Source organism: Sphingomonas daechungensis (assembly GCF_014489495.1).
Taxonomy (GTDB): domain Bacteria; phylum Pseudomonadota; class Alphaproteobacteria; order Sphingomonadales; family Sphingomonadaceae; genus Sphingomicrobium; species Sphingomicrobium daechungense.
Genome location: NZ_CP060780.1, coordinates 1,259,895 through 1,284,720, shown reverse-complemented (window position 1 = coordinate 1,284,720; position 24,826 = coordinate 1,259,895). Strand labels below are relative to the sequence as shown.

Below are 24,826 nucleotides of genomic sequence, written 5' to 3'. Positions count from 1 at the left end.
AGCTCCGGGAAGCTGCGGAGCAGGCTGGATCGCATGATCAGCCGATGATCCGCAGCGTCATGAATCGTAGCGACTGGATGACCCTGATCGGCCTCGCGGTCATCTGGGAAGCGCATTCTTCTGCATCCACGTCGCCGTGCATTCGGTGCCGCCGCTCACTTACGTCTGGCTGCGTGTCACGATCGCGGCAGCCGCGCTTTGGGGTTATCTTGCCTGGCGCAGGGAACCGGCCGGCCTCCCGAAATCGGTCTGGGGTTCGATGATTCTCCTGGCACTACTCAACAATGTCATTCCGTTCGTCCTGTTCGGCTGGGGGCAAACCCACATCGCCAGTGGGCTCGCCTCGATCCTTAATGCCACCACGCCGATCTGGGGCGTCATCGTCGCCCACGTTTTCACGCAAGACGAGCGCATGACCCGCGGAAGATTGCCGGCGTCTTGCTTGGCTTTGGGGCGTCGCACTGATGATCGGCCCGGACCTGCTCGGCTCGATCGGCAACAACGTCCTTGCCCAGCTCGCATGTGTGACGGCAGCGCTGCTCTATGCGCTGGCTGGTGTTTGGGCGCGCCGCTTCAAGCGGCAGGGCGTCTCGCCCCTATCCGTCACAACCGGTCAGCTGACCGCCAGCGCCATCGTCATGCTGCCCGTGGCACTGATCTTCGATCGCCCTTGGGTGCAAGCCATCCCGCCCCTCAATGCCCTCGCAGCAATCGCCGTACTGGCCGTGATCTGCAGCGCTTACGCCTACATCCTCTATTTCCGCCTGATCGATTCGGCTGGCGCGACCAATGCGCTACTGGTCACCCTGCTGGTTCCGCCCGTCGCGATCGTCATGGGCGCGCTGATCCTGGGTGAAGTGATCGAACCGCGCGATTTCGCCGGTCTCGGCTTCATCGCCTTGGGCCTGGCGGCCATCGACGGGCGGCTCCTCAACCTTTTCCGGCGGCCGGAACCTCGGCGAGCAGCTTCCTAGCCTCGTCGCTGGTCCAGTCGAGGTCGCCGACGTAACGCCAGACTTCCTTTCCGTCCGCGTCGTACAGGATCGTGGTCGGCAGGACCTGCGCGTTCAGCGCGCCGGAAAGTGCCATCTTTGGATCGTGATAGGCGCCAAGGTCGTCGACCTTCAGCTTGGCAAGGAAAGCCTCGACCGAGCCTTGCTCGCCCATATCCTGGCTGACGGCAATGACGCCAAGAGTCCCATCCTTGTCATGCTCGCGAGTGATCGCGTTGATCGTCGGCAGTTCCTTGACGCACGGTGCGCACCAGGTCGCCCACAGGTTGACGAGGACTGGAGTGCCCTTGAAATCGGCCAGCGAAATTTCACCGCCGTCGGGATCAAGGAACTTCGCATCCGGTGCGGGCTGCCCCTTTTGGCCGCGATCGACACCCTTCACCGGAATTCCGATGGCGTCGTCCGCCGCATCGTTATTGGCGGCATCCTGCTGCTGTCCGCAGGCAGGCAGGACTAAAGCGATGGCAAAGAGTGGAAGCAGGGCTCGCATCCCGTGCGGATAGGAATTCGGCGCCGTCCCCGCAACCGCCACGGCCTTCGAGCGTCTGGCGCTCGCAGGGATCAGCGGCTAGGCGGAAATCATGCTTCGACGTCTCGCAGTCTTGGTGGCGATCGTGGCGCTTGGCGCCTGTGGTCGCGTGTCGCCGCTCTCCCCGGCGCAGGGGAAGCCGCTACCGGTGAAGCCGCTGATGGCGCAAACCACACCGACGGCCGACGATTTGCTGACCAGGCCGGCCATCGCCGATCCCCAGCGCGTCGATGAGCTGATCAAGAAATCGCAACCGCGGCAGGTCGACCCGTTCGACCTTCCACCTGCTGGCGGGGGAGCGGCACCTGCAGCTCCTGCCGGCGCGGACCAGGACACCAACCAGACAGGACCAGCGACACCGCAATGACCAATCGAGTTCGAAAGGCCGTGTTTCCCGTGGCCGGATTGGGCACGCGCCTGCTGCCCGCGACCAAGGCGATTCCGAAGGAATTGCTGACCGTCGTCGACCGGCCTTTGATCCAATATGCGGTGGATGAGGCACGCGAAGCGGGCATCGAGCAGCTGATTTTCGTCACCGGCCGAGGGAAGTCTGCCCTGGTCGACTATTTCGATGCAGCCTTCGAGCTTGAAACGACGATGCGCGAGAAAGGCAAAAGCCTCGACCCGCTGGAGCCGTCGCGAGTGCATTTCGGCGAGCTCGTCTCCGTCCGGCAGCAACAGCCGCTCGGCCTTGGTCATGCGGTCTGGTGTGCCCGCGAAGTCGTTGGCAATGAACCATTCGCGGTGCTCCTCCCGGACGATCTGATGTCCGGTACGCCCGGTGCGCTGAAGCAGATGGTCGAGGCCTGGGAGAAGGTCGGCGGCAACATGCTCGCCACCGAAGAGGTGCCGCAGGACCGGACGGGCAGCTATGGCGTTATTACGCCTGGAAAGACCGATGGAGCCGTCACCGAGGTGCTCGGTCTCGTCGAAAAGCCGAAACCCGAAGAGGCTCCATCCAACCTCGCAGTCATCGGGCGCTACATCCTGCAACCCGACGTCATGCGTATCCTCGACCGTGGGGATGTCGGCGCGGGCGGTGAAATCCAGCTGACCGATGCGATGGCCCAACTGATCGGCAAGCAGCCATTCCACGCCATCAAGGTCGACGCCGTTCGACACGATTGCGGCGACAAGGCGGGCTATGTGATCGCGAACCTGGCGCTGGCCTTGGAGCGCGACGACATCAGCCCCAAGATCCGCGAGTATCTGGACCGGGCTTAGTTTTCCGACGGCTCGACGAGGGCCTGCAGGCGGCGGAGCTCGGCTTCAGTCTCAAGCCAGCGTTGGCGCATCTCTCCGAGCTCAATGGCCCGGCCGACGACGCGTGCGTCGAGCGTCGCATTGTCGCTCTGTAACCTGGCAAGCACGCGGGACCGTTCGATTTCGCGTCCGATCCGAGCGATCAGGACTTCAAAGTGGAAAGGCTTGGCAATGACGGTGTCGGCTCCGCTCCGGTAGGCGAGCACTGCGCCCTCCGCGTCATGCTTTCCGGTCAAGAGGAAGATCGGGACATCGCGATGAACGGGATCGTCGCGAACCATTTGCACCAGCTCCAGTCCGCTGACTTGCGGCATCCGGAGCTCGGACAGGATCAGGTCGACAGGCAGCCGGTGAAGCTCGACAATGGCCGCGCTGACGGTCTCGGCCGTGGCGACGCGATAGCCACCTTCCGAAATCCGTCGCGCCAGGACGCCGAGGTACGCGCTCTTCGGCTGCACGATGAGGACGCGCGGGGCAGCCGCACGCGATGCTTCGTCCTCAATCGGAAACTCAAATTCCATGAGACCGGGGTTACCGGAAAATGGTTAACGCCCCGCCCAACGCCTCATGGCTCCAGTTCGATGTCCCAGTAGAGATAGTCGCGCCAGCTCTGGTGCAGGTAGTTCGGCGGGAAGCTGCGACCGTGATCCTGCAGCTGCCAGCTGGTGGGCCGGATCGGCTCCAGCTCGATGTGCATCCCGGCCTGCCGCGGCGTGCGCCCGCCTTTGCGAAGGTTGCACGGGCACAGGCGGTCGCGACATTTTCCCAGGTGGTCCGCCCGCCTTGTGCGCGCGGCACGACATGGTCGAACGTCAGCTCCTTGCGAGAACCGCAATAGACGCAGCTGAACTTGTCCCGGAGGAACAGGTTGAATCTCGTGAAGGCCGGATACTCGCTGGGCCGAACGAACTGCCGTAGCGCGATCACCGACGGAAGCTTCAACGCCATGCTCGGGCTGTGCACCTCGCGGTCGTAGTGAGCGACGACGTCCACACGCTCCAGGAACATGGCCTTGATTGCCGTCTGCCACGGCCACAGGCTCAGCGGATAATAAGATAGCGGCGTATAGTCGGCGTTGAGGACCAGCGCCGGGCAGCTTTCGGGATGGCGAATGATGTCGGGGTGATACATGACGCGGGCAATGGCCTTTCCTGTCCGCCCGCAACGAACAAGTCTCCGGCCCCGTCGCACTCAAGGTGGAGATGGGTCGCGTCGGGCCCGTCTTCCCTTGTTGCCCACCGGATGCCAACCCGATGTGACAGCATGAAGAATCGAAGATTGCTGAATCGCCGTCAAGAGTCCTTTGAGTCACACTCGAAATGATTGTGACGCGGTTCGCACCGTCGCCGACTGGACGGCTCCACCTCGGCCACGCGTTCAGTGCAGTTCTCGGTCGCGACAAAGGTGATCGCTTTCTTCTCCGGATCGAGGATCTGGACCAGGGACGCGGCCGGCCCGAGTTCGTCGACGGCATCTTCGAGGACATGGCATGGCTCGGTCTCGATTGGTCGGAACCGGTGATCTTCCAGTCCGGCCGGACAGAAGCCTATCGAACCGCGCTCGACCATCTGCGGGAGCTTGGTCTGGTTTATGCCTGCTTCTGCACCCGGGCCGACATCGCGCAGTCGCTGACTGCCCCGCATGGGGACGCTCACGCAGCGTATCCCGGCACGTGCCGGTCACTCCCGACGATCCGGACCGCAGAGCGACCACGCCTCACAGCTGGCGGCTCAGGTCTGCGGAAGCGATCCGGATCGGCGGGCCCCATCCTGGCGCGAAGACGGCGGGCAGCGCTTCACCTCCGCCATTGCCGAAGTCGACGACGTCATTCTCGCGAGGAAGGATGCTCCCGCGAGCTATCATCTCGCCTGCGTCGTGGACGATGCCGCCAGCGGGGTTTCACTGGTCGTCCGTGGTGCCGATCTCAGGTCCTCCACGCCGGTCCAGCGCTTGCTTCAGACCTTGCTTGGATTGCCGGAGCCGACCTATCTCCATCATCCGCTCGTCACTCACCAGGGCGGCCGGCGCTTGGCCAAGCGCGACCAGGCACCGACCCTCTTGGCGATGCGGACTTCGGGCATGGGCGGAAAAGAGCTCGCCGCCTTACTGGCTAAAGGCCAGCTTCCCCTTGGTTTCGCATTCTCGGAAGCCTAAATCCCACCCATGAGCATCATCCTCGTCATTCTGCTGATCATCGCGATGGGCGCAACCGCCTACGTCCTCGTCCGCGGCGTCATGGCCATGGCCTCCGGCAAGGACATCAGCGGTGAGCGGCAGCAGGACTACATGCGCAAGCGCGTGCTGTTCCAGGCGATCGCGATCATCCTCGTTGTCCTGATCCTGGCCGCCGCCGGCGCCTCGCGCGGCTGAGTGGTCAAGCTCAACAAGATCTACACCAGGACTGGCGATGCCGGAGAAACCGGGCTTGTCGACGGCTCGCGTATCCGTAAGGACGACCCGCTCGCGCAGGCGATCGGAGACGTCGACGAAACGAACAGCGCGATCGGGGTCGCTCTCCAGTCCATTAAGGACACCGCAGTCACGACGATGCTCGGCCGCATTCAGAACGAACTGTTCGATCTCGGGGCCGATCTGGCCACTCCCGGCGCGGATTTCACACCTGGGGAAATGACCCTGCGCGTCGTCCAGTCGCAGATCGATCGGCTGGAATCGGAAATCGACCTGATGAACGAGGATCTCGATCCTTTGCGAAGCTTCATCCTCCCCGGCGGGCAGGGTGGGTCTGCCCCGTTGCACCTCGCGCGTGCGATCGCTCGCCGTGCCGAGCGCAGCGCGGTCGAGGCGTCGCAGCGGCATTTGCTGAACCCGCTCGCCCTTATTTATCTCAATCGCCTTTCGGACCACCTGTTCGTCGCGTGTCGCTATCTCGCCAGGATCAGTGGCGGGGACGTGCTCTGGAAGCCGGGCGCCACTCGCACCTAGACCAAAGTCGGTAAGGCACTTTCCGAGGCAGGTGACGTTCTGTCTTCACCTCCAGAGACTCGGAGTTTTCGTTGTCGGTCAAGGCCATCGCCATCAATTGCAGCCTCAAGCGCAGCTCGGCGGAGCCCAGTTCGACCGACGCCATGATCCGGCTGCTTGGGACCGAGCTGGGCAAACATGACGTCACGCTCGGCGAAACGATCCGGATCGCGGACCACGATGTTCGACCCGGGGTGACCTCCGACGAAGGGAGTGGCGACGCCTGGCCCGACGTCCGCCGACGGATTCTGGACCACGACATCCTGATATTCGGAACGCCAATATGGCTGGGACAAATGTCGAGCCTTGCCAAGCAGGTGCTCGAGCGGATGGACGCCTTTCTCAGCGAAACCGACGAGAATGGACGCACGCCGAGTTTCGGGAAGGTCGCTGTCGCCGCCATCGTCGGCAATGAGGACGGGACCCATGCGACTACTGCCGGGCTCTTCCAGGCGCTCAATGACGTGGGTTGGACCATTCCCGCCTCGGCATCGAACTATTGGGTCGGCGAAGCGATGCAGAAGACCGATTTCAAGGATCTCCCCAACGTCCCGGATGCCGTTCGGCAGGGCGCGGCCATGCTTGCGTCCAATGCCGCTCACCTTGCAAAGCTGCTAAAGCAAGAGAGGTATTTGGGAGTCGACCAAGCCAAGTGAGCACAGCGCCGATCCTTGACGGCACCGGCCGGCCGGACGAGCTGGCCAATCGCCTGCGCGCCACGCGTGCGCTGAGCCTGGACCTCGCCTTACCCCTCTCCGACGCCGACGCGACGGTTCAGCCTTTCCCTGATGCGTCTCCGGCCAAGTGGCATCTCGCCCATACAACATGGTTCTTCGAGACCTTCATCCTTCGCGACCATGTGCCCGGCTATCAGGCCCATGATGAGCGCTTCGCGTACCTGTTCAATAGCTATTACAATGCCGAGGGCGAGCGCCATGCGCGGCCCAAGCGGGGAATGCTGAGCCGGCCGACTCTCGATCAAATCCGCGATTGGCGCGCCAGCGTCGATCAAGCACTCGAAAAGGCATTTCCAACCCTATCGACTCAGGCACTGGAGCTGGTTGAGCTCGGTATCAATCATGAGCAGCAGCATCAGGAGCTCCTGCTGACCGACATCCTCGCGACCTTTGCCGAGAACCCGCTTGAGCCTGCTTATGCGAAGCTCGACCCGGCGGCGTGCCACGCGGTCGAGCCTCTAAGCTTCCATCCCGGACGCTCCGGAATCGTCGAAATCGGCGCAACCGGCTCGGGCTTTGCCTTTGACAGTGAAGGGCCACGCCACCGGGTCTTCCTGCAAGGCCACGCCATTGCCAGCCGAAAGGTGACCAACGGCGAATGGGCGGACTTCATTGTCGGCGGTGGATATTCGACCCCCTCTCTCTGGCTCAGCGAAGGTTGGGACTGGGTTCAGCGTGAGGGCATCCGCGCTCCGCTGTACTGGCATGACGACGGGAGTGAATTCACGCTCGCCGGCCGCCGCGAGATCGATTTGGCCGCGCCCGTTGCGCATGTGAGCTTCTTCGAAGCCGACGCCTTCGCTCGCTGGGCCGGCGCCAGGCTCCCGACCGAGGCCGAATGGGAGGATTTCGCCGCTGGCGCCGATCCATTCCTCGGTAACCAGCTGGACGACGCCGGGGCCGTCCTGCCAACGCCCGGCGGCGACATTTTCGGTGACGCATGGGAATGGTCAGGCAGCGCCTATCTCGCCTTTCCCGGCTTTGCTCCCGCCGAGGGCGCGGTCGGCGAGTACAACGGCAAATTCATGTGCGGACAATTCGTCCTGAAGGGCGCCAGTTGCGCCACGCCACGCGGGCACAGCCGCGCCTCCTATCGCAATTTCTTTCCGCCAGCGCGCGCTGGCAGTTCACGGGGTTGAGGCTTGCTAAAGACAATTGAGGCGACCGATCCCGCTTTCCGCGACGATGTCCTGGCTGGCCTGTCCGCACCGATCCCGGCGGTGCCGGCCCGCTGGCTCTACGACCGGCGTGGGTCTGAGCTGTTCGACGAAATCACCCGTCTCCCCGATTATTATCCGACGCGGACGGAGACCGCACTCTTGGAGCGCGTCCTGCCCGAAATCGCAGAGCGCGTTCGCCCGAACTCTGCAGTGGTCGAATTCGGCGCCGGCTCGGCGACCAAGACACCGCTCTTGCTCGATGCGGTGAAGCCCGTCGCCTACATCCCGGTCGACATTTCCGGTGACTATCTTCGCGACAGCGCAGCGGAGGTTGCGGAGCGTTTCCCGTCCATCGCGGTCGAGCCCGTGATTGCCGACTTTGCGCGCCCCTTCGACCTACCGGACAGCATCGCAAGCCATCCTAAGCTCGGCTTCTTCCCGGGCTCGACGATCGGCAACTTCGTTCCGCGCACCGCAACGGACCTGCTCCGCAGCTTCCGCGATTTGCTCGGCTGCAGCTCCCAGCTCCTCATCGGCATGGACAAGGTCAAGCCGGTCGAGCGTCTGATTGCAGCGTACGACGATCCGACGGGTGTGACCGCCGCCTTCAATCTCAACCTGCTCGAGCGCATCAACCGGGAGCTGGACGGCGACATTCCGATCGACGCGTTCCGGCACGAAGCGCGCTGGAACGACATCCTCTCCCGGATCGAAATGCATCTGGTTGCGGTTCGCGATGTCACCTTCACCGTTGGCGGGCAGTCCTTCTCCTTTGCCGAAGGATCGTCGATCCACACCGAGAACAGCCACAAATATGGCCCTCGGGCTCCCGTGTGCTCCTCCTTGCCGGGGATGGACGCCCCTCGCCGAATGGAGCGACCCCGCCGGCGACTTCTCTGTCATTCTCGCCGAGGCGCTTCCGAACCGCTTTGCGCCGTAGATTGCGGCCCGGCTGACCTGCGGCTAAGCCCCAGCCATGGTGCTCGCCCTCTTTCAGATCGCCGACCTGCTGCTGCGGGTGCTCGGCTGGATCGTCATCATCCAGGTCATCCTGAGCTGGCTGATCGCTTTCAACGTGCTCAACACCAGCTCGCAGGGCCTTCGCGCGTTCGTCGGAGCGCTCGAGCGGATTACCGAGCCGCTCTATCGCCCGATCAAGCGGGTGATGCCCGACTTCGGCGGGATCGACTTCTCGCCGCTCGTGCTGCTGCTCGTTATCCAGATCCTGCGCATGCTGCTGAGCGGTGTCGCGGTGGACCTGATCAACGCGGGCGCATGACCGCACGGATCATTGACGGAAAGGCCGCAGCGGCGGACCTCCGGCAACGGGTCGGCCAGGTCGCCGCACGATTTCGCGAAACCCGGAGCCGCGCACCCGGCCTGGCGGTTGTGCTGGTCGGCGAGCACCCGCCAAGCGCCGCTTATGTTCGCTCCAAGATCAAGGCCACGCTTGAAGCCGGGATGGAAAGCTTCGAGCACCGCATTCCTGCCGAGACTTCGCAAGCCGATCTCATCGGCCTCATCGACCAATTGAATGCGGATGCGACGGTCGACGGCATCCTCGTCCAGCTTCCCCTGCCGAAGCATGTCGACGAGCAGGCCGTCCTGACGCGCGTCGACCCCTCCAAGGACGTCGACGGATTCCATCCGGTCAACGTCGGTCGTCTCTCGATCGGCCTTGACGCATTGGTCCCGTGCACGCCGCTCGGATGCCTCAAGCTCCTTCAGGGCGAGCTCGGCGATCTCAGCGGAATGGACGCGGTGGTCGTCGGCCGCTCGAATATTGTCGGTAAGCCGATGGCGCAGCTCCTGCTGCAGGCAAATTGCACAGTGACGGTCGCGCATTCGCGCACGAGGGATCTGCCCGGCGTAGTCCGTCGCAACGACATCGTCGTCGCCGCCGTCGGCCGTCCCGAACTCATTCGCGGCAGCTGGCTGAAGCCGGGAGCCATCGTCATCGATGTCGGCCAGGAGCGCGTCGAACAGCCGGATGGGACCCGCAAGCTGTTGGGAGACGTTGCTTACGGCGAAGCGGCTGAAGTGGCGGGAGCCATTACACCGGTTCCGGGCGGTGTCGGTCCGATGACCATCGCCTGTCTGCTTCGCAACACGGTTGTCGCGGCTCATCGCCGCGAGGGCCTGCCCGATCCGGAGGGTTTGTAATGCTTGGACTCCTGCTTGCAGCCGCGTCGGTCACCGCCGTCGATGCCGAACGAGCCTTCGCCGCCGACGCGCAGAAGCTCGGTCAGTGGACGGCGTTTCGCAAATACGCCGATGATACCGCCGTCATGTTCAACCCGCAGGCGGTTTGGGCATCGGAATTCCTCGCACCGCTCAAGGACCCGCCCAAGGCCATCGGCTGGGGACCGTCCGACAGCTGGGTCTCCTGCGACGGCCGAACCGCGATCAATCGCGGGCCGTGGACCTCCGCTTCCGGGAAATCCCACGGCTACTTCACGACTGTCTGGATGCGCGACGGCAAGGGCTGGAAATGGACCTATGACGGCGGCGACAGCCTGGCCAAGCCGATGCCGCTTCCGAAACAGCCCAAGGTCGAGCGCGCGAGTTGCACCGGCCGCGAGAAAATTCCGGGAGAATATCGCGAAGAGGTGAAGCCCACCGCGCGCATTGCTGGCAAGCCGCCCGCAGATGCCGGCCAGGGCCGGTCGGCGGACGGCACTCTCATTTACGAATGGCGCGTCGCTGCAAGCGGTGAGCGCCGCTTCGAAGCCAAGATCTGGAATGGGCGCGATTATCGCACGATCCTCGACCAGCACGTGAGCGCCCCCTCCGAATGATGGAGGTCTTCGGCCATGCGCTGATCACCTTCCTGGTCATCATCGACCCGCCCGGCTGTGCCCCGATCTTCGCCAGCCTGACGCGCGGGGACGATCCCGCATTCCGCCGATCCATGGCGATCCGCTCCTCGCTGATCGCCTGGTCGATCCTGATGTTCTTCGCCCTCCTCGGGCGACCGATGCTCAATGCGCTCGGCATCAGCCTAGCGAGTTTTCGGATCGCTGGCGGCGTGATGCTGTTCATGATCGCGCTCGACATGGTCTTCGAACGCCGGACCGAGCGCCGTTCGTCCCGCGCGCAATCGATCGAGGGGACGCCCGAGGCCGAGGACATCTCGGTCTTCCCGATGGCCATCCCGATGATCGCCGGACCAGGCTCGATCGCGAGCGCGATGCTGTGGGTTTCTCGCACCGAAGGCACGGTGGAGGTCCTCGCGGTCCTCGCCGCGATCACGGGTGTCATGGTCCTGACGCTGCTGGCGCTTCTGGCCGCCGGCTCGATCATGCGGCTGATCGGTGAGAAGCTGGAGGCGATGATTACCCGCATCCTCGGAGTCATTCTCGCCGCTTTGGCCGCGCAATTCATCATCGACGGCCTGAAGCAGAGCTTCCCTTCGTTGTAAGGGAACCCGGCCCGCCCCTCGAGCGCTTCTGCCGCTCGTTACCAATTCAAAGAGGAAACGCGCGATGAGGCTCACCATGAGGATCGGCGCTGCTGTCGGATTCGCCGCACTCGCGGCCTGCAGCCAGAGCGGTCAGGACAACTCGGCGGGCGCCGAGTCCACCGCCGAAGCATCGGCAGCGGAACCGTCCAATGCTTCCGGAGCGACCGGCGCGACGGACACGCTTGGCAATCAGCTCAACCAGCTGAACGAGACCGGTGAGGCAAACTCGGCCGAGACCTCTAACGGCGAGTAGGGTGGCGGCTGGTTACCAGCCCGCAATGAATGGAACTCAGTTAACTATCGGAAAATGTAGACGTTTTTCGATTCGTCGCCGTTACAGTTCAACTCATCGGAAACGGTTCGTCGAAACAGCCGGACTGCGGGTTGGTCTGGCATGATGAGTACACGCAAGACGTATCGCCTGGGCACCACCGCGATTGCCGCGGTCCTTGCCCTTTCTGCAACCCAAGTGGCTGCGCAGGAGGCTCCGGCCACCGAGGCGCCAGTCATCGAAACGCCGACGGTCACGACGACGGCCCCGACGACAACCGAGCCGGTGACGACTGTGGATCCACTCGCTCCGGCGGCGGAGCCTGAGGTGACCACGAGCGACACCGAGTCTGCGGCCTCGACCGCTGAACCTACCGAAGCGGCTCCGGCGAAGACGGTAGCGAAGAAGTCGGCGCCCAAGCCAGCGCCCTCGACGAGGGTCTCGTCGGTCAGGACGCCGGCGGTGACCGCTGTCGATGAGCCCGCCGAGATTGCGGCTGCTCCAGTTCCCGCCGCTCCGGCGCCCGAGCCGGTCGCCGAACCGAGCGCTCAGGTCGCCGATGCGACAGCGGCCGACAAGCCGAACCTGGACGAAGCCGTCCCGCTCGCCGGCGGCGCCGGTGCAGTGATCCTGGCTCTTGCCGGCGCAGGGATGGCGGTTCGTCGTCGCAAGCGCCGTGAAGACGAGGAAGAGTTCGAGCAGAGCTGGACCGAGGAGCGCGCGGTGGAGGCCGACGTTGCGCAGGAGCCGGAGCCTGTTTGGGATCCGCCCATTGTTGAGCCCAAAGCGGCGCCGGTCATCGCGACCACCGAAGTGTCGGACGATTTCGACACCTCGAAGTTTGGCCGTCACGTTCAGGCCGCCTATGCGGGCCCGACGCCCGAGAACCCTTCGCTATCGCTCCGCAAGCGCCTGAAAATCGCAGGTGAGCTGGATCGGCGCGAACGGCTGAACGGAAACGTTCCGGCTGGGCCGGCCACGCTGCCTCGGGCGGAAGCGCCGCAGTCCAAGAACTTCATGTTCAGCGGCGCCCCGAGCCACCAGAAGCAACCAGAGCCTCAGTTCTAACCAGAGTGGGGAAAGCAGGAGAGGGCGTCGCCGGAAGGCGGCGCCCTTTCGTTATGCGCGGTCGAACGCCGAGAGGATCGGGCAAGCTCCGCCGCGCTTGTTCTGGCAGGCGGTTGCGAGACCCGACAGCGCTGTCCGCGCATCGCTTAGTTCGGCGATCTTCGCATCCAGCGCCGCCACGCGGGCCGTCGCCAGCGCGCGAATCCGGGTCCTGTCGTCCGATTCACTAAGCTCGAGCAGCTCGGCAATTTCCGCAAGAGTGAAGCCCGCCGCCTGAGCCGAACGGATGAACTGAAGCCGCCTGACGTCTTCATCGCTGTAGCGGCGGATCTCCCCGTGCGGCTTTGGCGGCTCCGCCAGCAACCCGCGGCGCTGATAATAGCGCACCGTTTCGACGCCCACTCCGGCCGCTTTCGCAAGCCCGCCGATCGTGTCCGAATTATTCGCTTGATTCCGTACCATGGTACGGATGCCATATGTGATGAGCCCCATGACGGGCAAGAGGAGAATCTCGATGAAAAAGACCAACGACAAGGCGGTAGCTGACCAGAAGAGCGGATGTCATTGCAGCCCCTGCACCTGCAAGACCTGCAACTGCTAAGGCAGTAGGGCCGCGCCGGTCAGGAGGTGCGGCCCCAATCTCGTTTCATTTTCGTGTCAGGCAGCAGCCTCGGAGTTTCTAATTGCCCCGCTTGCGGTGCATCCACGACGCCATGAGCAGCAGCACGGTCACGATGCCGATCGCTCCGCCGGCCGTCGTCGTAATTGCGGATATGGCCGCAGCTTCGTCAGGAGCACGCCAGGCGCCGGATTTGGTCTGCCAGATCATCCATGCCGCGCCGAGAATGATCACGGCATCGATTACGACTAGCCCCACCAATGCCCGCGTCGACTTCTTCATGTCGCCCCCCTCAACTGTAACTATCGCCCACAGACATCGGCGCCGCCAGTCGATGAGATGCGGGTGAAGCTGTCTGGCGATGTTCGGATCATGATGCCCTGGCTGGTGCATTTCCTGAGCTGGAAGCGGACCTTTCGGGCACGAAAGTCGAGCGAAATGCGTCGAAACGATTCCAGCAGGTCCGTTCCGAGCAGAAGCGCCGGCTGATTCTGCAGCCCGAACACCTTGAACGGCGGAACGTCGGCAAAGGCCATCGGGACGTCGTGGAGCACGACCGGCCCGAGCCGAAGCTCCGCGATCTTCGCGATCTGAAGCTTGGCGACCTCCCCGGTGACGCCGGTCACTGGAACAGTGACGAACTTTCCACGGTTGCGCTTGATCAGCTTGTCGCGCAGCGCGAGGTTGCCGATCGTGATTTCGGACCCGGTGTCGATCACGGCATCGAGCGGAAGGCCGGCCGCGCGGACTTGGGTCAGGATCAGCTGGCCGCGCTGCCTTCGCGCGACGACGACGATTTCGCCGGGGATTCGCTTCCACGGAATCCGCGCGTCCTCGACCTTGATCATCTTCTTTTCGAAGTCCATCATCAGCCGCTGCTCGTTCAGAGCATCGATGCCGATCATTCCATCGCCGCCAAGGTCGCTCTCGGCGAGCGCCGGTAGCAGCAGATTGTTGAAGGTCGTCGTTCCAAGCGTGAGCTGCTCCACCTTCACCCGGTCGACGATATTGCGCGACGTCATGGCGTTGAGGATGGCCGGTTCGCCGAGTGGAAGTTGAAGATTGTTGGCGATGCGCAGCCCAACCACCGAAGTATCTGCTCCGCTGTCGACGATGAAATTGTAGGGACCCCGGCTGTTCACGAAGACCTGCACGCTAAGCCGCGTCTCCGTTTTGCGCGCCTTGAGATCCTGCCCCTCGATGGCCAGCGTCGGATCGTACTTCGCAGGCGGCAACGGAAGCACGTTCGGCGCGACGTCCGCAGGAACCGGGCGCGGCTTGCCGACCTTGGCCGGCTCCGCCGATGTGACCTCCCGCGCCGTTGCCGTCGGGACGGCAAACGCCATGGCGATCATAGCGAGGCGGTACGCAAGCAATTCGTCTCCCCTCAAACGAACTTGAGGGTATGCCTTACTTCCGGCGCGTGCCACGCAAACTCGACGTACGACCGAAATTGCGATGCGAACGCGCCGCGTATCGTTACGGTTGATGTGGAGCACGAGCTGTCGCAGCATGCTTCGCATCTGTTCTCGTAGGCAGGGGACGTTGATGGATTTCCATCCGCCGAAGGCGATCCAAAGCATAAAGGAACTCCCGCGCGAGATCCTGGTCATCGTGCTGGGCGTCAGCATCGCGCTCATCGGCGAAAGTCTCGTCGACGGCTATCGCTGGCGCGAGAAGGTCACGAACGCCGAAGAGGAGATGAAGCTGGAGCTGCTCGCGGACAATGGCCCGCAAGCGTTCGTCCGAGTTGCGATCGCCAAATGCCTCGACAGCAGTATCTCGAGAATTCACGAGTCTGCGGAAACGGCTTCGGCACCCGAGCTCCGCAAGCTCGCTCATGCCTACGCCCCGCCCTTCAGAACCTGGGACACCGAAGCCTGGAAGGCGCTGCTCGCTTCCGACGTCGCGAGCCACATGGACCCCGCCCGGCTGGTCGACTGGTCGGAGCCCTATCGCCTTTTCCCCATCATGACCCAGTGGAGCCAGCTCGAAAGCGAACTGGTCACCGAATTGCAGGAGGGCCTTCCGATCTCGGGCGACTTGTCGAGGGAAGATCTGCACCAGTTTCAGCGCACGGCCGCGTCTCTTCGCCGGGTGAACGCAAAGCTCGCCTCAAAATCGAAGCTGGTGCTCGTTCGGCTGAAGAAGAACGGCATGCCCTTGCCGGAAAGCGAGATGGCGGAACTTCTCGATAAGGCGCGCGGCATCTACGGTGAATGCGTTCGCGCGCCGGTCGTCGATGGCGAGGAAACCGAATCCGAATTCACCAATGAAGCGGAGATGCGGCGGGAAGCGCTCGAAGGTTCATGAGTCCGGCCATGCGCTACAGCCGGATGCCGATCGAGGTCGAATCCCCGGAAGAGTACGGCTACGGCAACATCCGCTTCAACCTGTCGGAAAGCTCGATCGCCGACCAATCGCTGGCCAGCTTCGGGCTGGAGATACCCGACCTCACTTTGCTCTACGGCGAACATCGCGGAAGTCCCGGACTGCGCGAGCTGATCGCGTCGGTCGACCCGTCGCTGGGCATCAATGATGTCCTCATCTGCGGCGGCGCGGCAGGGGCCCTCTTCATCGTTGCGACGGCCGTATTGGGAAAGGACGATCACCTGGTCGTTGTGCGTCCCAATTATGCGACGAACCTAGAGACCCCGCGAGCCATCGGCTGCGGCATCGCGCTGATCGACCTCGCCTTCGAGGATGGATTCGCACTCGATCCCGACCGGATCGAACAGGCGATCACGCCATCGACCAAGCTCGTCAGCATCACCTGCCCGCACAATCCGACCGGCACCAGCATCGCCGAGGCGGAGCTTCGGCGGATTGTCGAGATCACCGCCAGGCACGGAGTCTTGCTATTGGTCGATGAGACCTACCGCGACCTGTCGCTGGCGACACCGCTCCCGATCGCCGCCAGCCTCGGCAGCCACGTCATCAGCGTGTCATCCCTATCCAAGGCCTTCGGCGCACCGGGCATCCGGGTCGGCTGGATCATCAATTCCGACCCCGCGCTCCAGGAACTATTCCTGGCCGCGAAGGAGCAGATCAGCATCTGCGGCAGCGTGATCAACGAATGGGTTGCGGAGGGCATCCTCCGCCAGAAGCGCGCCTTTCTCACTCGCACGCTCGCCGAATGGCGCCGCCGCCTCGACCGCATCGCCGAATGGCTCGAGGGGAGGACCTGCTGGAATGGGTGAAGCCGACGGGCGGCGTCGTCTGCTTCCCGAGGATGACTGCGGAGCCGCCGGGCGGAACCGACGCATTCTACCGACGGCTGCTCCAGGAGCACGGCACCTATGTCGGTCCAGGCCACTGGTTCGAAATGCCCGACACCTATTTCCGGCTCGGCTATGCCTGGCCGACAGCTCAGGAGCTGGATAGCGGACTCGCCGGGATTTCGGCCGCACTTCGCGGCTAGGCGGTCGCCGCCGCGGGTTCCGGAAGAGAACAGGCCGCGTCGACGCCGAGGACGTGGGTTGCCCGGCCGAAGCCGATCCAGCCTGCGCAGCAATAGGTGAGGTCGACGATTTCCTCGTCGCTGAACACAGCCTTCATCTGAGACCACATCGTCTCGTCGTCCGCCAAGCCTTGGGGATCGAGACTCATGGCGCGCGCGTACTCGGCGGCCAGCCGCTCCTGCTCATCGAGACCATCGAGATCGCCGGCAAGCACCGCGGCGTAGAAGGCTTCGTCGGGCCGGCTACCGCGCACGCCCTCGCCCTCGCCGATGCCGAGGAGGAAACTGTGCCCACCGGTGCGGAAGGCCTTGCAGACTGTGCAGCCGTTGATCGCGGCAATGGCGATCCGCGCCGCCTCGAACACACGCATCGGCAGGATCGAATGCCTGTAAGTGGCGACAGAGAAAGCGCCAGCGGCGCCGAGCAACTCGGGCGCGTAGCGCTCGGCAAGATTGGGCATCGGCCCGGCCTGATCGTCGAAGGCGACTCGCATAATCTTGCCCTGCAGCGTCTCGGGGCATGAATCCTAAGTGCGGCGCGGCCTCGGCGCAAACTTCGGCGCTAGGCCGCTTCCGCCCTCTTTCCCTCAGCGAACGCAATCACCGCTTGCGGATGGAGGCCGCGGATCGCGCAAACGAGTTGCCGACCGAACACCTCAAGGCAGTACAGCCGCCCGCCTTCCTCGCACCGAAGGTCGAGATCGAACGCGGCCCACTGGGCATTGGGATCGCGCGAGTAGTGGCCGAGGACGTCGAACTGATCCTCCCACTCGGCCCGGCTGTAGCGGGCGCGAATTGGATCCGGCAGCGCCCAGTAGAACGTGTCGCGCTGCGTGATCCCGAACAGGGCCAGCGATGCCTCGTCGATAAGGTGCGGCAGTTCCTCGACAGCATCGTCAAGCAGTCGGTCGCGAGCGTGAAGAGCGAGCTGGCGCTCAACCTCGGATACTGGGGCGAGATCGCGAAAGATGATGCGGGTCATGAAGGGGGAATCGATGAGATTCCCGTCGGTTCCGTACACTCAGCTTGCGATGACAGGTCCCGCCATCGGCAGGTCCACTTCTGCCGTCAGGCGTGCGTCGATCCAGGCGACGATGTCGTCCAGTACCTTCTCGCGGCCGAGGTCGTTGAGGAGGTCGTGGTAGTGGCCGTCGTAGAGCTTGAGCGTCTTGTCGCTCGAGCCGGCCTCGCGGAAGAATTGCTCGCTGCCGTCGGGGCGAGTTGCATGGTCCGCGGTCCCGTGGAGGATCAGGACCGGCAGTGTGATCCGGCCGAACTCGCGCTCGAACCGCTCGCCGGCGCGGGCGAGAGCCGCGACGGTTGCCACCGGCTGCACCTCGTCGAGCGTGAGCGGGTCGGCGTTCAGCCGCGCCACCCAGTTCGGATCGCGCGAGAAGTCTTCCATCTTCAGCCTCAGCACATGGGCGTGCGGCGCGACGTGGCTGGCGCCTTCGAGCAGCTTCAACGCAAAATCCGGGGCGAACACCCGAAAGGCAAAGCTCTCGCAGATCAGGCCGGCGATGCGGTCCTGGTAGTCGAGCGAGTAGCTAACCGACGTCACGCCGCCCGCGCTGTGGCCGAGCAAATAGACGGGCAAGTCGGGATGCTTCGAACGGCCCAGCTCGACCGCCAGGCTGAGGTCGGAAACATAGTCGTCAACGCTCTCCGCATAGAAGCGCTCGCCGTCCGACTTGCCGCGGCCGCGCAGGTCGAGCGCGGTGACGGCAATGCCGCGCGAAGCGAACTCCTCGGCGGCGCGGATGTACTGGCCGCCGTGCGAGTTGACGCCATGGCAGATGACGAGGTTTGCGCGGACCTCTCCGTCGGGTTCCCAGTGGCGGGTGAAGATGCGGCCGGCGGTGCCGTCCAGCCATTGTTCGGAAAGCGTGCTCATCCTTGTCTCCTCAAACGGTTCACGGCTTGTCGAGAAAGGCGCGAACCAATTGCACGGTCGCGGCCGGATTTTCCTCCATGATCCAATGGCCCGAGCCGGGCACGATGCCGCCGGTGACGTTCGTCGCTCCCGCGCGCATCACCACCGCCATCTGGTCGCCGAAGCTCTTCTCGCCGCCGAGAGCGAGCACCGGCATGGTGAGCTTGCCCTTGCTGGCGAGCCAGGCGCGGTTGTCGATCGCATCCTGGTCGAAGGCGTGGAACTGCTCGAAGCCGGAATGCATCGCACCGGGCAAGGCGTAGAGCTTCGCATAATGTTCGCGGCTCGCCTCGTCGAAATGTTTCGGGTCGGCGGAGAAGTCGTTCCAGAAGCGGTCGAGGTAGATGCGCTCTCGGCCAGCGACCAGGCGCTCCATGTCCGGCCCGCCGAAGCGGAAATGCCAGAGCAACGGGTTCTTGAGGATCTCCTCCCACGGACCGACGCCGGGGACCGGAGCATCGATCAGGACGAAGCGGCGGACGCGGTCCGGATGCTCCATCGCGAAGGCGAAGCCAACCATGTTGCCGATGTCATGAGTGACGACATCGGCCTGACCGACGCCCAGCTTGTCGAGGACGACGGCGACGTCTTCGCCCTGCGTCTTCTTGTCGAAGCCGCCGGCGGGTTTCGACGACAGGCCGAGGCCGCGCAGGTCGGGGACGATGACCATGTGGTCGCGGACCAGCTCGGCAGCGAGCGGAGACCACATGTCGCCGGTTTCGCCATAGCCGTGAAGGAGAACAACCGCCGGTCCCTTGCCGCCGACGCGGACATGGATGGTCGCGCCGTTGGTCGTGATCTCCTGCGTGTGGAAGCTCGCGGGATAGGGCGGGACGGCAGAACTGGCGGGAACGGCGAGGGCGAGGGAAAACGCGAAGAACGCGAGGCGCAACGACATGGGCACTCCACCTGAAGGAGGGAGTCCGGCGCGAACCCCTACGCGACTCGAACGCGCGACCGGTCAGGCAATCGCTTAACCCAAATTAACGACAGGAGATATGTGCCTGGGCCGCGAATGGTCCCAATGTTCGCACTAACGGTGCACTTCTGTCAGCGGAGCCGGCAGCGATTTCCACGAACATGCCGGCCATAAACGGAAAGCGCCTTGCGCGTCGCGGCCTCCGGACTTCGCACGCTGCCACCGGCGAGCGCCCGGGTCAGCTCGGCCCGGCTTCGACCTTTTCCGTCACCATTCGCTCGAGCTCGTGGGCGGCGGCGGCCCCGCCGGCCATCACCCGCCAGTAGCGCAGTGTCATCACCGCCCGGCCTCCGCCACAGGCGAGACGCGTCGAACATGAGGCGGGACCAATCGGCAGTCTGATTGCGGTAGCTCATGGCGTTCCTTCGGCTTCGCGAGGCTAAGCGGCCCTGACCGCGCTTCGTTCCCATCGGCAAGCGCAGGATGAAGCACAAAAAGCGTCATGTAGGACAGCGAATTGCGAGCCGAGCTGACGCTGCGCCGCAACGGCCCGCCCTCCGATAGGCCGGATCAGCCCTTAACTTAACGGTCCCTAAACAGGGTGCGATTTCGTTCATCTGGCAGCAAGGTTAAGCTGAACAGTCGGCCGTCCGGAGCGTTCGCGCGGGGCTGCATTCCACAATCTGTTGAGTGCGTTGAATGTCGTTCTGACCGCCCGACGCGCCATGGCCGGACAGGGCTCCCGAACCCGTCCATCCGGTCCATTCGAAGGAGCGAATTCAAGTGAATATTTTCAAACGATCGACAGTTCCGTTGTTGCTAGCCGCGGTGGCGGTGCCGGCGTGGAGCGGCCTTGCCGCGCAAGTGCAGGATCCGAATGCGATTACCGTGACGGGCCAGATGCCGACCGATCTGGCCGGCCTGCCCAAGGGACCCGACGTCCAGGGCATCATTTCCGCGCGCAAGGGCGCGCTGATGCAGGTCACCGGGGCCGACGGCAACCGCACGCCGGTCCTTGTCGCCGAGGTCACCGACATCAAGTCCAGCGGGGGCTTCCTGGGCCTCGACAAGAGCAAGCTTGGCGCGGACTCGCTGCTCAACGGGCTGCCGGTCACGGTCAAGACCGTGCAATGGAACGGCGGCCTGGTGGCGAGCCAGGTGAGGCTCAGCAACAAGAACCTCGCGACTGCCTCGATGATCCGCAACGGGACCGCCCAGCGCTTCGGCGAGCACGATACGGCCATTGCCCAGAATGCGGCGGCGACCGAGGCGCTGCGCGGGCGCTTCGGCGATATCGACCAGTATAACGTCAAGGGCACGACCAACATCTACTTCGACACCGGCAAGTGGGCGCTGTCGCGTGACGAGGAACAGCAGCTGTGCGCGGCCGCGTCGCAAGCCAAGGGCATGGACAACGCGCTGCTGCTCGTCGTCGGCTACACCGACGCGGTCGGAAGCGAGGACTATAACCAGGTCCTCAGCGAGCGGCGCGCCGGCAAGGTCGTCAACTATCTGCAGCAGCATTGCGGCTGGGCGCCCTATCGCATGCTGACGCCGACCGGCATGGCCGAGGCGGACCCGGCGGCGGACAACAATACCGCCGAAGGCAAGGCGCAGAACCGCCGCGTCGCGGTGAACATCCTCGTCAGCAAGGCCGTCGAGGAACGCGAGGGCGGCTGAACCCTGTGGGGTGGGCTTCGGCCCACCCCCGATTTCGAAGGATGCCCATCGCCTGCCCGGTCAGCGCTTCCATTCCTCTAACGCAGGCGATGCCTTCGATTTCTCTCATGAACCCTCGCCATCTTGTTGCCGAGCCTCGGTCCACCACTCTTCTTCCCATTGGAAGACGTCTTTCGCCTCTCTGAGATCAGGCAATTTGGATGCGGGTGAAATGCCTGCGAAGGCCTCTATTTCGGCCAACGTTGACTGCACTCCTTCGACTGCTGTCAAAGCCGGACGCAGCACGGCCAAGACGCTGTACGAAAAGCCTCTCTCCTCTTTGTCCTCGAGCCGCGGAAGCCAATACCTTGCCTCCTCGTAGGTTGAGTGAAATTCAGCCATTCCAAGCAGTATGCTTGCGGGAAGCTTGCCGATCTGAGCGGAAAGGCCAGCAAAGATGGACGCTGGCGGCATTGGAACTAGCTCGAAAAAATGAGCATCGAACCCGTCACGGCGACGGCCGAGACCCTTCCCCTGATGACGCCTAGCCACCAAGTTGGCCATGCGCGCCGTAACTCGCTGAAGGGTGACCGCTTCAGCATAGAGTGCCGCAGCTATTGATTTGGCCTCATCCTTACGCAGGTCTGCGTCGCGTTTCCGGTTGAACCAGAAGCCAACGGAAGCCGCGATGAAGATGGCAATCAGCGCTAGGAAAGAACCGATTGCTGGCTGCCAATTCTGTAGTGCTGTCACCCAATAGCCTTTACTGACTGCAAAATGTTGGATTCTTTCAATGGGTTAGATGGTTAACCCAATAAGTCATTGGAATCCCGCTGAGAATCTTGACGATTGACCCAGAAAAGTCTATGTGTTGAGCCAATTCGGCTAAGGTCGAAGGGAGATCGTGAAACGCGATCGCGCGGGGCTTCAGGCCCCGCACTACTTTTACGGCAACCACTTCGTGCCATAACCAGGTACGCGCCCCTTGCCGTCTCGGTCGTAAATACTCCTCATCAGAATATCGGACAGCAAGGTACCAAAATCTTGCGGCGGTTGCTCCTCAGTTGGGAAATCTTCAATGCGCGATGTGCTGGGTGAGCCAAGACGTCCGCTAATTGCAATCCAGCAATGTCCGCATCTTTTGGCGCAAGCTTGAGTTCGCCAGTCGTTAGACGGGACTGGATTTGTTCGGGAGTGTGGAAGGCATTACCGCGTTGATAAAGTCGCCTGTAGGCTCGCCTTAAATGCTTGTCGTGTGTTGGGTTACGCGCTTCGCCGATTACGTCACCTACATGGCCATTCTTGGTTAGCCACTTTACGAAGCGCTCAACGAGGCACTCCATTACGTAATGATAAGGGCTATACTGCCAGACAACATACTTCCGTTTGTGTTCAAGCTTGTCGATTGACGCCGTGAACGCGCAAGTAACCCCTCGGCTACCAAAGCAGCTAGTCGCGCGTCGAATTCACGAGCAATCCTTTCATTTCGTAAAATTGCGAAATTGTTCTCCCGCCGTACGATTTCCCGACGATGCAGAACCAATGGCTTGGCTCTCGTATCTCCGAAGATTGATTCCTTGAGAAAGTTCAAGCGCCTGGTGACGTAGTTGTCGTGGCGGTCTTGCCTGATCACAAGACCGGTGAGACTGAGATATCGCTCATTAGGAGCCTTCTCGGCTGCAGCGAGGTCGCCATTTCCTGTTTCGTCGAAGAACAGGCGATACCGCTTACTTGGCGGAACGAATTCCATAGTTGGAAGGAGAGCACAGACATGCTCCCCGACAAGGATTCCAGCTACTCCGCTGCCGGCACGTAGAGCTCGCCGCCCCTTCGTGGAAGCGCTTGCTCATCTCGGCCATGCCTTCGTCCGCGTCCGCTGATGCCGCCTTCTGCTCCTGCATCCGAGCGAAGTCCCGCACCTCCTGAGTGATCTTCATCGAGCAGAACTTGGGGCCGCACATCGAGCAGAAGTGGGCGGTCTTGGCGCCTTCGGCGGGGAGCGTCTGGTCGTGGTACTGCTCCGCCGTTTCCGGATCGAGCGACAGGTTGAACTGGTCGCGCCAGCGGAACTCGAAGCGGGCGCGTGACAGTGCGTCGTCGTGCGCCTTCGCCGCCGGGTGGCCCTTCGCCAGGTCCGCGGCGTGGGCGGCGAGCTTGTAGGTGACGACGCCGACCTTCACGTCGTCGCGGTCGGGAAGGCCGAGATGCTCCTTCGGCGTGACGTAGCAAAGCATCGCCGTTCCGAACCAGCCGATCATCGCCGCGCCGATCGCGCTGGTGATGTGGTCGTACCCGGCGCAACGTCGGTGGTCAGCGGCCCAAAGTGTAGAAGGGCGCCTCGCCGCAGCTTTCCAGCTGCTTGTCCATGTTCTCCTTGATCTTGTGCATCGGCACGTGGCCCGGGCCCTCGATCATCACCTGGCAGTCGTGCTCCCACGCGGTCTTCGTCAGCTCGCCGAGCGTGTAGAGCTCCGCGAACTGCGCTTCGTCATTGGCGTCGGCGATGCTTCCGGGGCGAAGGCCGTCGCCCAGCGAGAAGGCGATGTCGTAGGCCTTCATGATCTCGCAGATCTCGTCGAAGCGTTCGTAGAGGAAGCTCTCCTTGTGATGGGAGAGGCACCATTTCGCCATGATCGATCCGCCGCGGCTGACGATGCCGGTGACGCGCTTTGCGGTCAGCGGCACGTAGGGCAGGCGGACGCCGGCGTGGATGGTGAAATAGTCGACGCCCTGCTCGGCCTGCTCGATGAGCGTGTCGCGGTAGACCTCCCACGTCAGATCCTCGGCGATGCCGCCGACCTTCTCCAGCGCCTGGTAGATGGGGACGGTGCCGATCGGTACGGGCGCGTTGCGGATGATCCATTCGCGCGTGTCGTGGATGTTGCGGCCGGTCGACAGGTCCATAACCGTGTCCGCGCCCCAGCGGATCGCCCACACCATCTTGTCGACTTCCGACGCGACGTCGGAGGCGACGGCGCTGTTGCCGATGTTGGCGTTGATCTTGACCAGGAAGTTGCGACCGATCGCCATCGGCTCGCTTTCAGGGTGGTTGATATTGTTGGGGATGATGGCGCGGCCGCGGGCGATCTCGTCGCGGACGAACTCAGGGGTGACGAAGTCGGGGATTGCAGCGCCGAAGTCTTCGCCGTCGCGTGGGGCGTTTAGCGCAGCCTCGCGGCCGAGGTTTTCGCGGATGGCGACATATTCCATCTCGGGCGTAACGATGCCGCGCTTCGCATAGTGCATCTGCGTGACGTTGGCGCCGGGACGGGCGCGGAGGACGCGCTTGCGGACGTTGGGGAAAGGCTGGACGCCGCCGCTGCGGTCGGGGCCGAGCTGACCGTTGTCCTCGGGCGGACCTCGCGCTGGGCGACTTCCTCGACGTCGCCGCGGGCGCGGATCCAGTCGCGGCGGAGCTCGGGCAGGCCGGCCATGATGTCGATGCGGGCCTTCGGGTCCGAATAGGGGCCGCTGGTGTCGTAGAGCGTGACGGGCGGCTCGCCGGACGAGGGTTCGAGGTCGACGGCGCGCATGGCGACGCCGAGGTTGCCGACGTGAATCTTGCGGCTGCCGCGAATGGCGCCGGTGGTGACTTTAAGCTCGGTGCGTGCCGGGACGTCGGCCATTGGACTCTCCTTCTCCCTACGCCGGTGTCAGCCGGATCAGGTTCGATGGGTCGCCAGCTCGTGCTGGCCTCTCAAGCGGCGATCACCGCTCCCCCAGGGAAGTCGTGTCCTTAGGCGCGTGAAA

28 protein-coding genes, 6 pseudogenes and 1 riboswitch are annotated in these 24,826 nt (G+C 63.5%); of the genes and pseudogenes, 21 read left to right on the top strand and 13 right to left on the bottom strand.

Annotation, left to right across the window (positions count from 1 at the left end; translation table 11 throughout):
- Positions 1-136: 136 nt before the first annotated feature.
- Both H9L15_RS20260 and H9L15_RS17250 read left to right on the top strand, forming a co-directional pair.
- Positions 137-361, top strand: a pseudogene (locus H9L15_RS20260) (EamA family transporter); the annotation flags it as partial.
- Positions 362-464: 103 nt separating this feature from the next.
- Complete coding sequence (locus H9L15_RS17250) at positions 465-974, top strand: DMT family transporter (RefSeq protein ID WP_223276579.1); 510 nt, start codon at positions 465-467, stop codon at positions 972-974.
- On the opposite strand, the gene H9L15_RS06865 is transcribed toward H9L15_RS17250, so the two are convergent.
- A complete protein-coding gene (locus tag H9L15_RS06865) occupies positions 931-1,503 on the bottom strand; it encodes a TlpA family protein disulfide reductase (protein ID WP_187715628.1) in 573 nt (190 codons plus the stop codon). The genes H9L15_RS17250 and H9L15_RS06865 overlap by 44 nt on opposite strands.
- Before the next feature lie 91 nt (positions 1,504-1,594).
- On the opposite strand from H9L15_RS06865, the gene H9L15_RS06860 reads away from it, so the two are divergent.
- Positions 1,595-1,909, top strand: a complete 315-nt coding sequence (locus H9L15_RS06860; RefSeq protein ID WP_187715627.1) for a hypothetical protein — start codon at positions 1,595-1,597, stop codon at positions 1,907-1,909.
- The gene (locus H9L15_RS06855; RefSeq protein ID WP_187715626.1) at positions 1,906-2,766 is read left to right on the top strand and encodes a UTP--glucose-1-phosphate uridylyltransferase; all 861 of its coding nucleotides are present in this window, start codon (positions 1,906-1,908) and stop codon (positions 2,764-2,766) included. The genes H9L15_RS06860 and H9L15_RS06855 overlap by 4 nt, the downstream gene beginning before the upstream one ends.
- Here the strand turns inward: H9L15_RS06855 and H9L15_RS06850 are convergent.
- Both H9L15_RS06850 and H9L15_RS06845 read right to left on the bottom strand, forming a co-directional pair.
- Positions 2,763-3,326, bottom strand: coding sequence for a response regulator (locus H9L15_RS06850; RefSeq protein ID WP_187715625.1), 564 nt, complete (start codon positions 3,324-3,326; stop codon positions 2,763-2,765). The two genes, H9L15_RS06855 and H9L15_RS06850, sit on opposite strands and share 4 nt — an antisense overlap.
- Positions 3,327-3,370: 44 nt before the next feature.
- Positions 3,371-3,936: pseudogene (locus H9L15_RS06845) on the bottom strand (HNH endonuclease).
- A gap of 188 nt (positions 3,937-4,124) precedes the next feature.
- On the opposite strand from H9L15_RS06845, the pseudogene H9L15_RS20255 reads away from it, so the two are divergent.
- The 13 genes and pseudogenes from H9L15_RS20255 to H9L15_RS06785 all read left to right on the top strand — a co-directional run.
- Positions 4,125-4,382: pseudogene (locus tag H9L15_RS20255) on the top strand (glutamate--tRNA ligase family protein); the annotation flags it as partial.
- A 64-nt stretch (positions 4,383-4,446) separates the two neighbouring features.
- Positions 4,447-4,959, top strand: a complete 513-nt coding sequence (locus H9L15_RS20250) for a glutamate--tRNA ligase family protein (RefSeq protein ID WP_398286817.1) — start codon at positions 4,447-4,449, stop codon at positions 4,957-4,959.
- Between the two features lie 9 nt (positions 4,960-4,968).
- Positions 4,969-5,175 (top strand): twin transmembrane helix small protein, encoded by a 207-nt coding sequence (locus tag H9L15_RS06835; RefSeq protein WP_187715624.1) that lies wholly within the window; start codon positions 4,969-4,971, stop codon positions 5,173-5,175.
- Entirely contained in the window at positions 5,176-5,748 is a 573-nt protein-coding gene (locus tag H9L15_RS06830; protein WP_187715623.1) for a cob(I)yrinic acid a,c-diamide adenosyltransferase, read from the top strand. It begins immediately after the preceding gene.
- A gap of 71 nt (positions 5,749-5,819) precedes the next feature.
- Positions 5,820-6,443, top strand: a complete 624-nt coding sequence (locus tag H9L15_RS06825; protein WP_187715622.1) for a flavodoxin family protein — start codon at positions 5,820-5,822, stop codon at positions 6,441-6,443.
- 11 nt (positions 6,444-6,454) lie between these two features.
- Positions 6,455-7,683 (top strand): annotated as a pseudogene (egtB, locus tag H9L15_RS06820) (ergothioneine biosynthesis protein EgtB).
- Positions 7,667-8,624 (top strand): annotated as a pseudogene (gene egtD / locus H9L15_RS06815) (L-histidine N(alpha)-methyltransferase). Before egtB ends, egtD begins: the two co-directional pseudogenes overlap by 17 nt.
- Positions 8,625-8,660: 36 nt before the next feature.
- Complete coding sequence (locus H9L15_RS06810; protein WP_187715621.1) at positions 8,661-8,963, top strand: YggT family protein; 303 nt, start codon at positions 8,661-8,663, stop codon at positions 8,961-8,963.
- A complete protein-coding gene (gene folD / locus H9L15_RS06805; RefSeq protein ID WP_187715620.1) occupies positions 8,960-9,847 on the top strand; it encodes a bifunctional methylenetetrahydrofolate dehydrogenase/methenyltetrahydrofolate cyclohydrolase FolD in 888 nt (295 codons plus the stop codon). The genes H9L15_RS06810 and folD overlap by 4 nt, the downstream gene beginning before the upstream one ends.
- The gene (locus H9L15_RS06800) at positions 9,847-10,482 is read left to right on the top strand and encodes a hypothetical protein (protein ID WP_187715619.1); all 636 of its coding nucleotides are present in this window, start codon (positions 9,847-9,849) and stop codon (positions 10,480-10,482) included. Before folD ends, H9L15_RS06800 begins: the two co-directional genes overlap by 1 nt.
- Complete coding sequence (locus H9L15_RS06795) at positions 10,479-11,105, top strand: MarC family protein (RefSeq protein WP_187715618.1); 627 nt, start codon at positions 10,479-10,481, stop codon at positions 11,103-11,105. Before H9L15_RS06800 ends, H9L15_RS06795 begins: the two co-directional genes overlap by 4 nt.
- A gap of 64 nt (positions 11,106-11,169) precedes the next feature.
- Positions 11,170-11,400: a hypothetical protein gene (locus tag H9L15_RS06790; RefSeq protein WP_223276578.1), complete on the top strand. Its 231-nt coding sequence runs from the start codon at positions 11,170-11,172 to the stop codon at positions 11,398-11,400.
- Positions 11,401-11,541: 141 nt separating this feature from the next.
- Positions 11,542-12,486 (top strand): hypothetical protein, encoded by a 945-nt coding sequence (locus H9L15_RS06785; RefSeq protein WP_187715616.1) that lies wholly within the window; start codon positions 11,542-11,544, stop codon positions 12,484-12,486.
- 51 nt (positions 12,487-12,537) lie between these two features.
- Here the strand turns inward: H9L15_RS06785 and H9L15_RS06780 are convergent, their stop codons facing one another.
- The 3 genes from H9L15_RS06780 to H9L15_RS06770 all read right to left on the bottom strand — a co-directional run bounded on the left by H9L15_RS06780 (position 12,538) and on the right by H9L15_RS06770 (position 14,481).
- Entirely contained in the window at positions 12,538-12,948 is a 411-nt protein-coding gene (locus H9L15_RS06780) for a MerR family transcriptional regulator (protein WP_187715824.1), read from the bottom strand.
- Between the two features lie 217 nt (positions 12,949-13,165).
- A complete protein-coding gene (locus tag H9L15_RS06775) occupies positions 13,166-13,387 on the bottom strand; it encodes a hypothetical protein (protein ID WP_187715615.1) in 222 nt (73 codons plus the stop codon).
- Between the two features lie 20 nt (positions 13,388-13,407).
- Complete coding sequence (locus H9L15_RS06770; RefSeq protein ID WP_187715614.1) at positions 13,408-14,481, bottom strand: retroviral-like aspartic protease family protein; 1,074 nt, start codon at positions 14,479-14,481, stop codon at positions 13,408-13,410.
- A gap of 172 nt (positions 14,482-14,653) precedes the next feature.
- Between H9L15_RS06770 and H9L15_RS06765 the strand changes: the two genes are divergently transcribed.
- The 3 genes from H9L15_RS06765 to H9L15_RS17245 are packed head-to-tail and all read left to right on the top strand — an operon-like array spanning position 14,654 to position 16,526.
- Positions 14,654-15,418 (top strand): hypothetical protein, encoded by a 765-nt coding sequence (locus H9L15_RS06765; protein WP_187715613.1) that lies wholly within the window; start codon positions 14,654-14,656, stop codon positions 15,416-15,418.
- 8 nt (positions 15,419-15,426) lie between these two features.
- On the top strand, positions 15,427-16,305 hold the full coding sequence (locus H9L15_RS06760) for a pyridoxal phosphate-dependent aminotransferase (protein WP_223276577.1): 879 nt from the start codon (positions 15,427-15,429) through the stop codon (positions 16,303-16,305).
- The gene (locus tag H9L15_RS17245; protein WP_223276576.1) at positions 16,272-16,526 is read left to right on the top strand and encodes an aminotransferase class I/II-fold pyridoxal phosphate-dependent enzyme; all 255 of its coding nucleotides are present in this window, start codon (positions 16,272-16,274) and stop codon (positions 16,524-16,526) included. The genes H9L15_RS06760 and H9L15_RS17245 overlap by 34 nt, the downstream gene beginning before the upstream one ends.
- Here the strand turns inward: H9L15_RS17245 and H9L15_RS06755 are convergent.
- The 4 genes from H9L15_RS06755 to H9L15_RS06740 all read right to left on the bottom strand — a co-directional run bounded on the left by H9L15_RS06755 (position 16,523) and on the right by H9L15_RS06740 (position 19,396).
- Positions 16,523-17,059 carry a carboxymuconolactone decarboxylase family protein gene (locus H9L15_RS06755; RefSeq protein WP_187715612.1) on the bottom strand — a complete coding sequence of 179 codons (537 nt, stop codon included), beginning with the start codon at positions 17,057-17,059 and terminating at the stop codon, positions 16,523-16,525. The two genes, H9L15_RS17245 and H9L15_RS06755, sit on opposite strands and share 4 nt — an antisense overlap.
- A gap of 68 nt (positions 17,060-17,127) precedes the next feature.
- Positions 17,128-17,586, bottom strand: a complete 459-nt coding sequence (locus H9L15_RS06750) for a hypothetical protein (protein ID WP_187715611.1) — start codon at positions 17,584-17,586, stop codon at positions 17,128-17,130.
- Complete coding sequence (locus tag H9L15_RS06745) at positions 17,587-18,459, bottom strand: alpha/beta hydrolase (protein WP_187715610.1); 873 nt, start codon at positions 18,457-18,459, stop codon at positions 17,587-17,589. It abuts the gene before it with no gap.
- A gap of 19 nt (positions 18,460-18,478) precedes the next feature.
- Entirely contained in the window at positions 18,479-19,396 is a 918-nt protein-coding gene (locus H9L15_RS06740) for an alpha/beta fold hydrolase (protein WP_187715609.1), read from the bottom strand.
- A gap of 804 nt (positions 19,397-20,200) precedes the next feature.
- Between H9L15_RS06740 and H9L15_RS06735 the strand changes: the two genes are divergently transcribed.
- Positions 20,201-21,097 (top strand): OmpA family protein, encoded by an 897-nt coding sequence (locus H9L15_RS06735; protein ID WP_223276575.1) that lies wholly within the window; start codon positions 20,201-20,203, stop codon positions 21,095-21,097.
- Between the two features lie 105 nt (positions 21,098-21,202).
- Here the strand turns inward: H9L15_RS06735 and H9L15_RS06730 are convergent, their stop codons facing one another.
- The 3 genes and pseudogenes from H9L15_RS06730 to thiC all read right to left on the bottom strand — a co-directional run bounded on the left by H9L15_RS06730 (position 21,203) and on the right by thiC (position 24,702).
- On the bottom strand, positions 21,203-21,829 hold the full coding sequence (locus tag H9L15_RS06730; RefSeq protein ID WP_187715608.1) for a hypothetical protein: 627 nt from the start codon (positions 21,827-21,829) through the stop codon (positions 21,203-21,205).
- Positions 21,830-22,089: 260 nt separating this feature from the next.
- Complete coding sequence (locus H9L15_RS20245; protein ID WP_398286809.1) at positions 22,090-22,419, bottom strand: DUF3800 domain-containing protein; 330 nt, start codon at positions 22,417-22,419, stop codon at positions 22,090-22,092.
- 451 nt (positions 22,420-22,870) lie between these two features.
- Positions 22,871-24,702: pseudogene (gene thiC, locus H9L15_RS06725) on the bottom strand (phosphomethylpyrimidine synthase ThiC).
- Positions 24,699-24,808: riboswitch (TPP riboswitch) on the bottom strand. Its footprint overlaps the pseudogene before it by 4 nt.
- Positions 24,809-24,826 lie beyond the last annotated feature (18 nt).

Excerpts from the sequence above, each read along its gene's own strand:
- H9L15_RS17250 (WP_223276579.1), top strand. The coding sequence starts at position 465 with ATGATCGGCCCGGACCTGCTCGGCTCGATCGGCAACAACGTCCTTGCC.
- H9L15_RS06865 (WP_187715628.1), bottom strand. The coding sequence starts at position 1,503 with ATGCGAGCCCTGCTTCCACTCTTTGCCATCGCTTTAGTCCTGCCTGCC.
- H9L15_RS06860 (WP_187715627.1), top strand. The coding sequence starts at position 1,595 with ATGCTTCGACGTCTCGCAGTCTTGGTGGCGATCGTGGCGCTTGGCGCC.
- H9L15_RS06855 (WP_187715626.1), top strand. The coding sequence starts at position 1,906 with ATGACCAATCGAGTTCGAAAGGCCGTGTTTCCCGTGGCCGGATTGGGC.
- H9L15_RS06850 (WP_187715625.1), bottom strand. The coding sequence starts at position 3,326 with ATGGAATTTGAGTTTCCGATTGAGGACGAAGCATCGCGTGCGGCTGCC.
- H9L15_RS20250 (WP_398286817.1), top strand. The coding sequence starts at position 4,447 with ATGGGGACGCTCACGCAGCGTATCCCGGCACGTGCCGGTCACTCCCGA.
- H9L15_RS06835 (WP_187715624.1), top strand. The coding sequence starts at position 4,969 with ATGAGCATCATCCTCGTCATTCTGCTGATCATCGCGATGGGCGCAACC.
- H9L15_RS06810 (WP_187715621.1), top strand. The coding sequence starts at position 8,661 with ATGGTGCTCGCCCTCTTTCAGATCGCCGACCTGCTGCTGCGGGTGCTC.
- folD (WP_187715620.1), top strand. The coding sequence starts at position 8,960 with ATGACCGCACGGATCATTGACGGAAAGGCCGCAGCGGCGGACCTCCGG.
- H9L15_RS06800 (WP_187715619.1), top strand. The coding sequence starts at position 9,847 with ATGCTTGGACTCCTGCTTGCAGCCGCGTCGGTCACCGCCGTCGATGCC.
- H9L15_RS06795 (WP_187715618.1), top strand. The coding sequence starts at position 10,479 with ATGATGGAGGTCTTCGGCCATGCGCTGATCACCTTCCTGGTCATCATC.
- H9L15_RS06790 (WP_223276578.1), top strand. The coding sequence starts at position 11,170 with ATGAGGCTCACCATGAGGATCGGCGCTGCTGTCGGATTCGCCGCACTC.
- H9L15_RS06785 (WP_187715616.1), top strand. The coding sequence starts at position 11,542 with ATGATGAGTACACGCAAGACGTATCGCCTGGGCACCACCGCGATTGCC.
- H9L15_RS06780 (WP_187715824.1), bottom strand. The coding sequence starts at position 12,948 with ATGGTACGGAATCAAGCGAATAATTCGGACACGATCGGCGGGCTTGCG.
- H9L15_RS06775 (WP_187715615.1), bottom strand. The coding sequence starts at position 13,387 with ATGAAGAAGTCGACGCGGGCATTGGTGGGGCTAGTCGTAATCGATGCC.
- H9L15_RS06765 (WP_187715613.1), top strand. The coding sequence starts at position 14,654 with ATGGATTTCCATCCGCCGAAGGCGATCCAAAGCATAAAGGAACTCCCG.
- H9L15_RS06760 (WP_223276577.1), top strand. The coding sequence starts at position 15,427 with ATGCGCTACAGCCGGATGCCGATCGAGGTCGAATCCCCGGAAGAGTAC.
- H9L15_RS17245 (WP_223276576.1), top strand. The coding sequence starts at position 16,272 with ATGGCTCGAGGGGAGGACCTGCTGGAATGGGTGAAGCCGACGGGCGGC.
- H9L15_RS06755 (WP_187715612.1), bottom strand. The coding sequence starts at position 17,059 with ATGCGAGTCGCCTTCGACGATCAGGCCGGGCCGATGCCCAATCTTGCC.
- H9L15_RS06745 (WP_187715610.1), bottom strand. The coding sequence starts at position 18,459 with ATGAGCACGCTTTCCGAACAATGGCTGGACGGCACCGCCGGCCGCATC.
- H9L15_RS06740 (WP_187715609.1), bottom strand. The coding sequence starts at position 19,396 with ATGTCGTTGCGCCTCGCGTTCTTCGCGTTTTCCCTCGCCCTCGCCGTT.
- H9L15_RS20245 (WP_398286809.1), bottom strand. The coding sequence starts at position 22,419 with ATGGAGTGCCTCGTTGAGCGCTTCGTAAAGTGGCTAACCAAGAATGGC.